The sequence below is a fragment of the Kitasatospora sp. GP30 genome, from assembly GCF_029892145.1.
Classification (GTDB): Bacteria; Actinomycetota; Actinomycetes; order Streptomycetales; family Streptomycetaceae; genus Kitasatospora; species Kitasatospora acidiphila.
Genome location: NZ_JARZAH010000077.1, coordinates 1 through 12,979 on the forward strand (window position 1 = coordinate 1; position 12,979 = coordinate 12,979).

Annotated in this window: 10 protein-coding genes; 5 read left to right on the forward strand and 5 right to left on the reverse strand. The window is 68.9% G+C overall.

The genetic code is table 11. The features are described 5' to 3' along the window. The 4 genes from P3T35_RS39765 to P3T35_RS39780 all read right to left on the reverse strand — a co-directional run. Positions 1–335: IPT/TIG domain-containing protein (locus P3T35_RS39765; RefSeq protein WP_280709771.1), on the reverse strand; the 335-nt coding region annotated here is incomplete at its 3' end. Between the two features lie 275 nt (positions 336–610). Then, positions 611–1,354, reverse strand: a complete 744-nt coding sequence (locus P3T35_RS39770) for an IPT/TIG domain-containing protein (RefSeq protein ID WP_101385637.1) — start codon at positions 1,352–1,354, stop codon at positions 611–613. 1,584 nt (positions 1,355–2,938) lie between these two features. Next, the gene (locus P3T35_RS39775) at positions 2,939–4,354 is read right to left on the reverse strand and encodes a replicative DNA helicase (RefSeq protein ID WP_280709773.1); all 1,416 of its coding nucleotides are present in this window, start codon (positions 4,352–4,354) and stop codon (positions 2,939–2,941) included. Further along, on the reverse strand, positions 4,351–5,490 hold the full coding sequence (locus tag P3T35_RS39780) for a hypothetical protein (RefSeq protein WP_143677056.1): 1,140 nt from the start codon (positions 5,488–5,490) through the stop codon (positions 4,351–4,353). Before P3T35_RS39780 ends, P3T35_RS39775 begins: the two co-directional genes overlap by 4 nt. 1,899 nt (positions 5,491–7,389) lie before the next feature. Here P3T35_RS39780 and P3T35_RS39785 point away from each other — a divergent pair. From P3T35_RS39785 to P3T35_RS39800, 4 genes are all read left to right on the forward strand, one after another. Next, positions 7,390–9,006 (forward strand): IPT/TIG domain-containing protein, encoded by a 1,617-nt coding sequence (locus tag P3T35_RS39785; RefSeq protein WP_180356929.1) that lies wholly within the window; start codon positions 7,390–7,392, stop codon positions 9,004–9,006. Positions 9,007–9,045: 39 nt separating this feature from the next. Further along, positions 9,046–9,918 carry a hypothetical protein gene (locus P3T35_RS39790; RefSeq protein WP_101385634.1) on the forward strand — a complete coding sequence of 291 codons (873 nt, stop codon included), beginning with the start codon at positions 9,046–9,048 and terminating at the stop codon, positions 9,916–9,918. 681 nt (positions 9,919–10,599) lie between these two features. Next, positions 10,600–11,295: a hypothetical protein gene (locus P3T35_RS39795; protein WP_280709777.1), complete on the forward strand. Its 696-nt coding sequence runs from the start codon at positions 10,600–10,602 to the stop codon at positions 11,293–11,295. Between the two features lie 134 nt (positions 11,296–11,429). Continuing rightward, positions 11,430–12,254, forward strand: a complete 825-nt coding sequence (locus P3T35_RS39800) for an IPT/TIG domain-containing protein (protein WP_101385633.1) — start codon at positions 11,430–11,432, stop codon at positions 12,252–12,254. Between the two features lie 155 nt (positions 12,255–12,409). Here the strand turns inward: P3T35_RS39800 and P3T35_RS39805 are convergent, their stop codons facing one another. Further along, on the reverse strand, positions 12,410–12,550 hold the full coding sequence (locus P3T35_RS39805) for a hypothetical protein (protein WP_280709781.1): 141 nt from the start codon (positions 12,548–12,550) through the stop codon (positions 12,410–12,412). Here P3T35_RS39805 and P3T35_RS39810 point away from each other — a divergent pair. Further along, positions 12,483–12,979 (forward strand): IPT/TIG domain-containing protein (locus tag P3T35_RS39810; RefSeq protein WP_280709779.1); only part of this gene is annotated, 497 nt, incomplete at its 3' end. The genes P3T35_RS39805 and P3T35_RS39810 overlap by 68 nt on opposite strands.

Sequence of the window (12,979 nt, forward strand, 5' to 3'; positions counted from 1 at the left end):
AAGCCGCTACCGGTCAACGTCACCGTGCTCCCCACCGGACCCGACGACGGAGAAACCGAGGCAAGCACCGGCGCCACCGCCGCATAGGTGAAAGCGACACCGTTGAGCGACGGGCCCAGCAGCCCTCTCACGGTCACTTGCACCGTGCCGGATCCGGGGGGCACGGTAGCGGTGATCTCCGTCAGCGACACGACGTCAAAGCTGGGCGCGGCGACGGAACCGAAGTTCACCGCCGTCACGCCCAAGAAGCCAATCCCTGTCAGCGTCACTGTCGACCCGGCCGGGCCCGACGTTGGACTGATCGAGAAGATCAGGGAACTGTTGAGGTCGTCCATGGACCTATCCCGTGCGATGAGGCAGCCTCGGAAGGCTGCGACTGATGGGCTGCGTCTGCATGGTGGCGGGGTGACCCACCACCGGTGCCAGGGCGCCCGGCCGGGCGGCGTGCCGCAGCAGGTACGTCGCCCGGCCGAGCGAGGTGAGCCCCGGTCGGCGGAAGATGGGGCGCCGACCGGGGCTCGTCACGTCCGGCGGGGGCCCGCGCCCGCCGGACGGATCGGATCGGCTCGCGGTCACCCGACCCCGGTGCCACAGCGCGAGCCGCTGTGGATCAGATGCCGGGCCCGGCGACGTAGGTGAAGCCACCCGTCAGCGTGGCGCTCCCGCCAGTGGTGACCACCGTGACGTCCACCGCGCCGGCGGTGCCGGGCGGGGTGGTGAAGACCACCTGGGTGTCGGAGTCGACCGAGAACGGTGCGGGCGTGCCGCCGACCAGCACCGACTGGGTGGTCGTCAGGTTCGTCCCGGTCAGCGTGACCAGCGTGCCTCCCGAAGTCGGGCCCGAAGTCGGCGACACACTGACGGCGGTGGGGGCGTCGACGTAGGTGTACGTCAGGCCGTTGTTGGTGCCGCCCGCGGTGGTGACGCTCACACTGACGGGGCCGGCTGCCGTGCCGGCGGGCACGACGACGCTCAGCTGGCCGTCGTTGATCACGGTCGGCGTGGCGGTGTTGGCACCGAAGTTCACGGCGGTCGCCGTGGACAGGCCGGTCCCCTGGATCGTCACGGTGTTGCCGCCCGCAGTGGCGCCGGAGGTGCTGCTGATCGAGAACTTGAACGGCGGACCGATGTAGTAGAACGACAGCGGGTTGCTGGTGCCTCCCCCGGTGGTGACGGTCACATTCACCACGCCGGTGCCGGACGGGGAGATGACGGTGACCGATGTGGGCGTGTTGGCGGTGATCGTGGCTGTCTTGGAGCCGAAGTGCACGGCGGTGGCGCTGGCGAGGTTGACGCCGGTGATAATCACCGTCGTTCCGCCTGCGGTGGAACCCTGGTTCGGACTGATGGGCACGGTGCTTTCCTTTCGACTTGGTGGGTGACCGTGGTGCAAGGGCCCCTGGCGCCTTGGCGCACAACGGGCCCGCGGTCGGCCGAGCCTGCGGCTGCGGAGGCGGAGCCCGGCCGGCTTCCTCCGAGGCGAAGCCGGCCACGCCCGGACCCGTCGGCCGCCGTTTGCCGTGCGGCTCAGCCGTCTGCCGAGTTGCAGCGCTTTCCCCGGCCGATCCGCTTGCGGCGCCGCTTGTGCCGTCCGCGCACGGCCGGCGAGGAGCCCAGCGCACAGCGCGCACGCCTCGGCGGCGGAACGGAAGGCTCAACAGGTGGCGCAGTTGCCAGAGCCTGCGTCGAAGCTCCGCTCGGGTGCTGCCCGTTCGCTCGCAACCGCGGCACGTACCACGTCAGGGGGAACGCCCAGGCCAACATCGCGCTGCCTATCTGGGAGTGCGGTGGGACGTGTCGGGCGGACCAGGCGGCCATCGCACGGATCCACGCGCTGCATACCTTCTGGATTGCTCGCATGACGCCTCCTGGCGTATGTGAGCCGCCGCACTGGGTGGTGCCGCTACAGCGGCACCACCCAGTGGATCCAAGTCCTCCGCAGGGGCGCCCATCGCAAGTCCGTGCCTGACCGCCACCAGAAGCCAGCGGGCACGGGCTGCTCATTCCCCCAGGAGGGATGGGCGGCCCACCGGTTGGATACAGAGAAGTAACCCAGATGGTCGAAATCGATGACAAGGCTCCCGACAGCGTTTCACCCGCTTGGCGGAATGCCGTGCTCGAGCTCCGAAATCACTCAAAACGGCCAGCGCAGCGAAAGCGGACCGGGGCCAGCCAGCCGAAACAGATCGGTCCACTGAGGAATTCTCTCGCTAATTCCCCATCTCGAGGATCCAAAATTCCCCAGCACAGCGGGCTCCACTGGGCCGGCCGAAGCAGGACTGGCGACGCCGTGCGACGCGGCCTGCCGACCAGGCTCAGGGTCGACGCGCAGGGCCCGTGGCTACTCCCCCACGCCGCGGACGGGGCGCTCCTCCTCGCGTGCCTCATGCCCGGCGGAACCGCGATCGCGCCAGGAGTCGGCGCGAGGAGGAGGCCTCCCTCGAAGGTTGCCGCACCCAGTGCGGTGACCGTGCCGGCAACCTGAATCAGTAATCCACCGGAGCCATTCAAGGACACGGGGCCTCACCCGTATGGTCGAACGCTCAGAATCGCAAATCCGGTCGCTCTCTGCCCACCCCCGAAGCTCCGATGCCGATTGGATCCTGGGCCTGCCTCCAGAATTCCCCACCCGCTCGCCGCGCAAATCACCGTCCTCGCTCACCAGATTTCCTCATGAAGATCTCCGTGTGACTCCCTGACCGTCCTGGGGACCCGACCGGAGCGCACACGGTCCGCCATGGATTCCGCGTGATCGCGGAGCAGGACCGACCGCCCCGCCCCCACCGACTCGATCATCCGGCCACCGCTCGCGGTCATGTCCGACCGTCGGAGTCGGTGCATCGTGTGACATGGCATCAGGGGGAACAGACCGGCACCCGGATAGCCCAGAGGCGTGCGAGGCCGCCAGAGCGGCCGTCAGAGCCGTTCTCGGGGTGTTCTAGAGCCGGGCCATGGAGGACAGGCGCGCCATGTGTCCTTGGAATGCCAGCGGCACGACCCGGCCGCTGGGGCCCGACCGGTTCTTGCTGATGATGGCCTCGACCGTGCCGGCGGCCGGTCCGATGTCGTTACCGTCCTCGGCGAGCTCGCGGTACAGCAGGATGATCACGTTGCTGTCCTGCTCGATCGCGGACGACTCCTTGAAGTCGCTGACGAGCGGGCGCCGACCCGCCGCCCCGCGGTTGAACTGGGCGAGCGCCACCACCGGGATCCCGAACTCGCCCGCGAGCCTCTTCAACCCGCGGCTGATCTCACCGACCTCCTGGGCACGGTTGGCGTTGGCCCTGGTGTTCTCCGGGGTCACCAGCTGCAGGTAGTCGCACACGAGCATCGCGGGCTGGTGACCGCGCGAGGCCATGCAGCGCAGCCGCGCCCGCAGCCTGGACAGTGTCTGGGTGGCGGAGTCGTCCAGGTAGAAGTTGTGGGCGCCTCGCATCACGTCGGAGACGCGGGCGATCTTTTCCCAGTCGTTGTCGTCGAGCTTGTGCTTGACCAGGCGTTCCAGGTAGACCCCTGACTCGGCGGCGGTCAGACGGGCCATCAGCTCCTTGCCGCCCATCTCCATGCTGGCCACGAGCACCGGCCGGTTGCGGTGCAGGGCGACGTGCGCGGCCAGGTTCATGCCGAACAGCGACTTGCCGCCGGCGGTCGCCGCGCCGACCGTCACCAGGTGGCCGGGCAGCAACTGGACCACCTCGTTGATGTCCGGCCACGGGGTGTCCAGGGCGCGCGGGTCGATGCCGTGCTCCTGGTCGTCGATGAACTCCTGCCACCGGTCGGCGACCGACAGCTTCGGGGCGGCCTCCGCGGTGCCGGCCACCAGCGCCTGCAGCTGGGCCATGGCGGCGTGGACGACCTCGCGGGCCTCGCCGACGGCGGCGTAGCCCTGGGAGGTGAGCCGGGTGCCGGTCTCGACGACCTTGCGGAACGCGGCCAGATCGCGGACCGCCTCGGCGTAGTGCTCGGCGTTGACGGCCGTCGGAACGGTGTTGACGCAGGTGTGCAGGTAGGTGGGACCGCCTGCCTGCTGGAGCTCGCCGCGGGCGGCCAGCTCGCCGGTCACCAGGATCGGGTCCGGGGTGGTCTCGCCGCCGGAGCGGTCGTGCAGGTCGAGGATCGCCCGGTAGATCACCTGGTGCGCCGGGCGGTAGAAGTCGCCAGGGCCGTTCAGCGTGGCGACGATGTCGCTGATCGCCGCGGTGGACAGCATCATCGCGCCCAGGACGGCCTGCTCGGCGTCCAGGTCGTGCGGCTGCTCGCGCTCGAGGGCCTGGCGGGCCACCGGCAGCGGCAGGTGGTCGTCCTCGGGTTCTGGGCCGTACTCGGCGGCGGTGCCGGTGTCTGCGATGGTCAAGGAGGGAACTCCTCGTCGCTCAATGGGTTGTGCGGTTCCGCAGGGTGGTTGGACCCGGCATGGTCTGGTGGCCCGCTTCGCTGTCGAGTCAGCCGGCAACCGGTCTTCTTGCGGGCCGCCAACGGGCTGCACTGTGAGCACGGCTGGAGCCGCAGGAAGCCCGCACCGTCCCGTCTTTCGCGCATCCGCGAGATCGGGTCGCAGTCCGCGTCGCCGCAGTGCGGGGTCTGGGCGAGCATGTCCGGTGCGGTGCGCGGGCGCGCAACGCTCGGGGTGTCACGGTCGCGCAGCACGATGTGCCTCGGCCGCAACCTGTCGATCCGGGCTCCGATCGCGGCCGCCGGATCGTTGAGGCCGCTGGCCGGACGGTGCGTCAGGTCGTACACCAGCACCTCGTCCGGCGCCGTGTAGCCCAGTAGCGGCAACGCCTCCAGCAGCTTCGGCGCGAACCTGCGCGCGTCCCGCAGCCCACACGCGTACGGCGCCGGCAGCTCCATCAGGAACTGCAGCACCGCCCGGAGCTCGTCCGGCAACTCTGCGGGGCCGGCCTTCCTCACGGGGTCGGTCCCCGTGCCCCCCATCCCGGCATCAGCCGAGGCGGTCGGGCCCGACGGGAGCGGGGGGATAGGGGGGGTAGGGGGGGTAGTTCCTACCACCGGGGGGTGTGGGGGGGACGGGGCCGACGTGTTGGAAACCGCACCATCGGCCTGACCTGCATAGATGTCGGTTTCCGACGTGTCGGAAAACGCACCGTCGGAATCCGACGTGTTGGAAACCGCACCATCGGCCTGACCTGCATAGATGTTGGAAATCGCACCATCGGAACCGACCCGCGCACCCTGACGTGTTGGATTTCGCACCATCGGGCTGACCTGCGACGCAGCCGCGGTGCCCTGGTTGACGTAGGCGCTGTTGTTGGCGGGGTTCCGGTAGACCCGGAACCGCCACTTCGGGCGGCTGGTCTCCTGGTCGTAGCCGTCCCGCTCGTGGCTGACGTGGCCGGCCTTCTGCAATCGCCCGAGGACGCCCCGCAGGCGGCTGGCGCCCATCCTCCAGCCGGACGCCTGGAACTCCTCCGCCAGGCCGAGGACGCCGGACGGCTGCTCCGGGTCTCGCAGCAGCAGCCGGATCAGCACCCCGTAGTCCTCGGGTTGAAGGTGAGGGGAGTACGCCAAGGCGTACGGGACCACCACCTCCTCCGGGGGTTCCCAGGCCCGCTCGATCGAGGAGCTGCCGAACTCGGCGTCGGTCATCTGCTTCACCGGACTACCTCCGATCCGGCGCCGGGCACCAGGAGCAGCCCTGCGCGGGACAGGGCGACACGATTCGAACCGGTTGGTTCCTCAGGAGTCTTTGCGGAAGCAAAGAGTGACGCCTTGCCGATAGTGGTAGCGAGGACGGTCTCGATATTCCCGTGATGGCACGGATCACCCTTCGGGACCGGGCGCGAGGCATGGCCCCAATGGTGGGACGGCCTGCCCGTGAACCTAGGCTGTCGGCAGCGGGGTTGGGGGACAGGACTGGTCGGACCTGCGGCGTCCGCAGCGGACTGACCGGGCCGGATGCTGGTGGCGCGCAACGCGGAGTCGTGCCTTTCTCGGTCCAGCCACGTCAGGGTGATCACTCATGTAGAGCGACTGGGCGTGGGTCCCTCGCCCGCACCGGGTACGCCTGGTACCTTCGGGGAAGAAGTATGCGTAGCGAGCGGCCCAAGTTTGGCGACTGGGGGCCGCTTCGCTGTTTTCCGGGGTCGTACGCCGCCCGTATGGGCGACCGGCTCAGCTTATTCGCCTCTTGGAGTTCTCGCTTCGTTCAGTTTCAGCGTGTCGGCTGGACGATTCAGCGAGTTTAGTAACACCGGCCGACATCTTCGTCAACCCGGTGGGGTCGGACCGAACTGCCGGAGAGCAGGCTCCCGACCCGTTCAACGTCGTCAACAGAACCGGAAAGACACGGGCGACGCCGCTTCACGCTGACTGATGGTGAGCCGATCACCATGCCGTCGACCATCACTCTCCCCGTGGCGGCGAGCAGTTGGGCGATAGGCGCCACGCGCTGCGCACTGATCGCGTCGGCGCCCGGTCCAGGCCTCGGCGGGGCCTCGAGGCAGCGGGGCGGGCCACGCGGTGAGGTGCCTGACGGTTGCAGGTCCTTTTCCGCGCGGCCCCTTTACCGGACTCGACCTCCCCTTTCAAGGTCTCTCCAGTCTGTTTGATTCGCAACAGCATGCTGACTTCCTCCTCAGATAGTTGGAAATTGGAGCAAGTGGGGAAACTCATTGAGCGAGGCGCGCGGGGCTTGCCCGGCCCGGCAGTCGCACCTGGGTGTTGCGCCCGGGCCGGCCGGCGGTCGGAAGCAGCAGGTTTGAGGTATTGGCGTACTGGCAGTACTGGCGTTACTGGACTGTCATTTGATGACAGCACAGTTGAGCTTCTCGAGTCTCCTTGTCCGCGCATTGCGTCGTCCCAGGAGCGCGAAGCGCGCACACGCTCCGGCACATAGAGACCATCTGATGAGTTGTTATATGCAATACGGTATTTATCTTTGACTCTTGTGCGTCATTTACGTCCGCCCGGATTCTCGATCCACTGGAACGTTCTCACGCTGGAGGCGGTCGGGAGGTGATACCCGGATTCCCTTCGCTGACGGACTCTTCGTAGTCCACCAAAAGCGGCACCGGCAACGCGGGTAGGGCTGCCGATGGAGCTGACGGGATGTCACGGTTGCGCACGGACAGCGTGCGGTGGACGCGCGCCATCGGCCAAACGGATGAGGTACGACCATTCTGCTAGCCACCCATCGCCACCGGTGCGCTACTTGGGGCAAGTACATCCCGGTGGGCCGCCCATCCCTTGCCGGGGGACATGGTCGAACCATCCGGAGGCATCGGCATTCCCGGTTCGGCAGCTGCGGGCGCCCCCGGTGAGGATCTCTGGTCTGTTGTCGGCTGCCGCGTCTGCGGCGGTCGACGGCGGTCGACGGCCCCGTTAGCGAAGGGGAACGTCATGCCTGCGATCCTCAGTAGGGGACCACTGGTGGAAGGTCCCACCGTGCCGGTGGGAGCCGGTCCCATCGGAATCGCCGTCACACCGAACGGGCGGCACGCGTATGTCGCCAACAACGGCGACAGCACCGTGAGCGTGATCGACACCGCGTTCTTCACCACGGTCGCCACCATCCCCGGTCTCGCCGGCCCCGTTGGTGTGGCCCTCGGTCCCAGCGGAACCAGCGCCTATGTGACCAACGCCGGCTCCGGCACCGTCAGCGTCATCGACACCGCCACCAACACGGTCACCGCCACCATCACGGTGGGAAGCAGTCCGTTCGAGGTGGCGGTCACCCCCGACGGGACGCTCGGCTACGTCGCCAACCACGGCTCCGGCACTGCCAGCGTCATCAACACCGTCACCAACACGGTCACCGCCACCGTCGGGCTGGGCACCAGCCCCAACGGGGTCGGCGTCGCACCCGACGGGCGCCGGGTCTACATCAGCAACCAAGGCTCCGGCACCGTCAGCGTCATCGACACCGCCACCAACACGGTCACCGCCACCATCACGGTCGGTAGCAACCCCATCGGGGTGGCGGTCACCCAGGACGGGAGCCGTGTCTATGTGGCGAACAACGCCGACGGCACCGTGAGTGTGATCGACACGGCCACCGATACCGTGGTCGGCTCCCCCATCCCGGTGGGCACCAACCCGGCCGGCGCGGCGAGCAGCCCGGACGGCTCCCAGATCTGGGTGGTCAACTTCGGCTCGAACTCGGTGAGCGTGATCGACACGGCCACCAACACCGTGACGGCCACCGTCGCGGTGGGTGCCTCCCCCTCCCGGGTGGCCATCACTCCCAACGGGCTGTCCAGTTATGTGACCGACAACGGCGCGAACGCCGTCAGCGTGATCGAGAAGCTCCGTGCCATCAGCCCGAATGCCGGCCCCATCGAGGGCGGCACCGTGGTCACGATCACCGGGGTCAACCTGACGGGCGCCACCGCCGTGAACTTCGGTCCCCGCCTGGCGACCATCATCGCTGACACGGCCAACCAGCTCACCGTCATCAGCCCACCTGGTTCCGGCACGGTCCCGGTCACGGTCGTGACGCCCGGGGGCACCAGCAACCAGGAGCTGTTCCAGTACGTCCCTCCTCCGACAGTGACGGGCATCGACCCGATATCCGGGCCCACCGCCGGCGGCACCAGCGTGACCATCTCCGGCACCGGCCTGCTGACCGCCGGCTCGGTCACCTTCGGGGCAGCCCCGGTGCGTCCCACCGCGGTCTCCGACACCCAACTGACCGTCACCGCCCCACCCGGCGCCACCGCAGGGCCCGTCCCCGTCAGCGTCACCACTACCGGCGGGACGGCCGGCAACCTCACCTACAGCTATCTGGACGCCCCCACCGTGACGGCCCTCAGCCCCGGCTCCGGACCAGTCACCGGCGGCACACCGATCACCCTCACCGGTACCGGCCTCACCACCACCGCCCAGGTGACCCTGGGCGGTGTGCCCGTGGCGTTCGACGTCATCTCGGACACCGCCCTCGCTCTCCAGGCCCCGCCCGGGACGGCAGGTGCCGCGAACCTGACCGTCATCACCGCCGCCGGCGCGGCCACCGCCACCTACACCTACTTGCCCACGCCCACCACCTAGGCGATGACACCGCCTGGCCCCTGTCTCGAAGGAGCAGTCATGCGACTCCACCAGCTGGCCGTCCGCGCCCTGGGAACCGCCGCCGGATCCGCTCTCCTGGTCGCCGGTCTGGCCACGCCCGCGGCCGCGCAGAGCTTCGTCCCCTGCGATCCGACCGCGCTCGCGAACGCCATCACGACCGCGAACGTCACGGGCGGCAGGCTGGTCCTCGCGCCCGGCTGCGTCTACTCGCTGTCCACCGCGCTGCCGCACATCCAGAACACGATCGCCATCCAAGGCAACGGTGCCACCATCACCCGGGCGCCCGCGGCGCCCTCCTTCCGCATCCTCACCGTCGACAACACCGGAGACCTCTCGTTGCACCGAGCCGTCCTCAGCAACGGCCAAGTGAGCGGGGACTTCGGCGGCGGCATCCGCAACGACGGCACGCTCACCGTCACACGCTCCGTCATCCGGGACGGCCAGGCCGACTACGGCGGCGGCATCGGCGGCAACACCGGCTCCACCACCCGGATCAGCCATAGCTACATCGCCGGCAACACGGCGCTCCTCGAAGGCGGCGGTCTGGCCAACGAGGGCACCATGACCGTCAGCGAGAGCTTCATCACCGGCAACGACGCGGCGAACCAGGGGGGCGGGGTGACCAATGACGGGACGCTGAGGGTGAGCCGCACCGCCATCGAATCGAACACCACCTCCGGACCGTCCGGCGTCGGCGGCGGAATCGCGAACTCGGCCGGCGGTCTGGCGGAGCTCCGCGAGAGCATCGTCATCAACAACACGGCAACCAACGCGCCCGGCGGCATCTACGACGACGCCGCCACCGTCCTGCTCCACCGCACCACCGTCGTCGCCAACCAGCCCACCAACTGCGCGGGCAGCCCCACGCCCGTCCCCCACTGCGTGAACTGACCCCGTTCCAGCCCGCACTGCTGGTCATCGGTACTGTCCCGTCAGCGATGGCGATGAAGCGTGACAGTGGTCGTCGACGTTGCATGTGCGATGTCAACGAGCTTGTGGGCACGCTCCTTTCGGGACGTGCCTCGCTGGTGGTCGAGGACCTGGCGGACGAGGGTGAGTCCATCTTTCGACTCCCTGCGCCTGCCGGCCCGGCTGCCGCTGCCCGCGCAGCGGGGTGCCGCGTGTGCTCGGAGTCGACGACTGCGCGCAGGTGTCCGCCCATCACCTGCAATCGCCGAAGAACTCGCCCGCAGGCGCCGCGACGTCGTGCAGGATGTCGAGGTCTGGCACCGCGACGTTCCCGGCCACCGTTGACCGCCATCAACTCAGCCGCGGACGGCTTCGAAGAGACCGCTTGTGCCAAGCCCACCGAGGCGCACGCCAGGTGGTGCGCGCTCCGCCAGATGGGCTAGTTACTGTCAACCTTCTTGTCTGCTTGGCGACTCAGATGACTTACTTGTGGCGTCCGATCAGGTGGGCTGCCCATCCCTCCGTTGGGAAAGGCAGCCCATTCGCGTTGGTGGGTGGGTGCCTGCCGCAGGTACGCGAGGGCGCCCATCGGAGGAAGCCGTTGGCCGATGTGTTCGTTCGGTCAGAGCTGACGCGGGTGGCTCATGCGTCCTAGGAGGCGTCTTGCGAGCCATCACCATGCTTCGAGTGCTGCTCGGGACCGGCGCGTTCGGCGCCCTCGTACTCACGGCCTCGGTGGCGCACGCGCGTTCCGCGGGTCCGGCGCAGGCGGTGATCGTACCGTGCAGTGAGACCGCGTTGGTCAACGCGGTCAACTGGGCCAACGCCGCCGGGGGCGGTGACCTGATCCTCGCACCGTTCTGTACCTACGCCCTCACCAGCGCTCACAGTGCGGGGGGCGCTGGTGGGCCGGCGGGGCTGCCGAACATCATCGCGCCGATCACCATGACCGGGCTGGCCACCGAGATCACCCGTGCGTCGAACGCGCCTGCCTTCCGCATCGTCGAGGTGGACGGGCCTTCTCAACTCCCAGCCGACAGCGGCCAGCTCACCTTGACCGCGATCACCGTCAGCAATGGTGACGCCGGTATCGGAGTGGGCGGTGGCATCGCCAACCTCGGTGGGTCGGTCACCATGACCGCCGGGGGCGTCCGGGGCAGCCGCGCCTCGTTCGGCGGCGGTATCTACACCGACACCGCGCTGACGATGATCGCCAGCAGCGTCACCGGCAACACGGCCACGTCCGATGGCGGCGGCGTCTTCAAGAACGCGGGCTCGGTCACGCTGCTGGCCGGCAGCGTGACCGGCAACACTCCGAACAACTGCGCCGCCACGCCGCCGCTGGCCACGCCCTGTTGACGTCTGCGAGCGGCCTGCTGCGCCCAACTCGACCACAGAGCCGCAAGTTGACGGCGAGGTAGCACCACATCGCCGGCCTCAACCCCGCAGCTCTGTGGCATCCAACCGATCAGCCACAGCAAAGGAGAGCAACCATGGCACCCTCGATCAGCTCCATCTCACCGACCTCAGGCACCGCGGGCCAGACCATGACCATCACCGGCACCGGTCTGGGCAACCTGAGCACCGCCAAGGTGAACATCGGCAGCAAGACGGTCACCCCCACCGCCGCCAGCAGCACCTCCATCACCCTCACCATCCCGTCAGGGTGCGCCGGTCAGGCCAACGTCAGCGTGAACGTCTCCGGCGTGAACAGCAACAGCATCGCCTTCTTCTACGTCGCCGCGCCCACGTGCACGTCGGTGAGCCCCAACACGGGCCCGGCCACGCCCCCCGGCCCCATCGACGTCTTCGGCAGCGGTTTCGCGACCGCGACCGGGGTGGTCTTCAGCTCGGCGGCCGGCAGCGCCACCGTCACGCCGACCGTGCTCTCCGACAGCCACCTGACCGCCACCCCGCCGGCCCACACCGCCCCTTTCACCGCGTGCACCGACTCGGCGAACGTGAGCGTCACCGCCACCGGCGGCACCAGCGCCCCGATCGGGGCGCCCGGTCAGTTCACCTACTACCAGCTGCCGACGGTCACCAGCGTGACCCCGGCTACGGGATCGGCGAGCAGTCCTCCCACTGGTGTCATCGTCGCCGGCACCTGCTTCGTGGACGTCAGCGCCGTGACGTTCACCCCGGTCGGCGGTGGCACGGCCGTGCCGGCCGTCAGCGTCACCGTCACGAGTCCGGGCACGCTCACCCTCGACGCCCCCTCCGGCCTGACGGCGGGCACCACCTACGACATCCAGGTCACCACCACCGGCGGCACCAGCGCGGCCGTCGCCGCCGACCAGTTCGCCGTCACCGTCTGAGCCTCGGGCCGAGCCCAGGCCCCAAGGAGTAGGCGGCGCGGTCGGCCCGTCACCCGCGGCCATCGGCGGGAAGCCGACGGGCCGCTACGCCGACCCGCTGTGTCCTGGCCGCCGACCAGCGGCCAGGACACACCTCATTCACTCCCATGAAGGAGTTACGCGATGGCTCCGGTGATCAGCAGCCTCAATCCCAACCACGGGCCGGCCGCGGGAGGCACCGCCGTCACGATCAACGGCAGCGGCTTCACCGGTGTCACATCCGTGAAGTTCGGAACCGTGCCGGTGGCCTCCTTCATGCTGGTCAGCGGCAGCCAGATAACCACCACCGCCCCTGCGGGCACCGGGTCGGTCGCCGTCACCGTCACCTCACCGCTCGGCACCAGCAACGGCGTCACCTACACCTACAGCGCCGGTCCGGTGATCACCGGTCTGAACCCGGCCTCGGGACCGACAAGCGGCGGCAACACCGTGACGATCAGCGGCTCGGGGTTCACCGGGACCTTGTCGGTACACTTCGGGACCGCTTCGGCGTCGTTCGTTGTCCTGAGCGACTCGCAGGTTCAGGTCACGGCTCCAGCGGGTTCCGGAGCGGTCCTGGTCACGGTCACCACGTCGGTGGGTACCAGCAATGGCGTCACCTACACCTACAGCGCCGGTCCGGTGATCACCGGTCTGAACCCGGCCTCGGGACCGACAAGCGGCGGCAACACCGTGACGATCAGCGG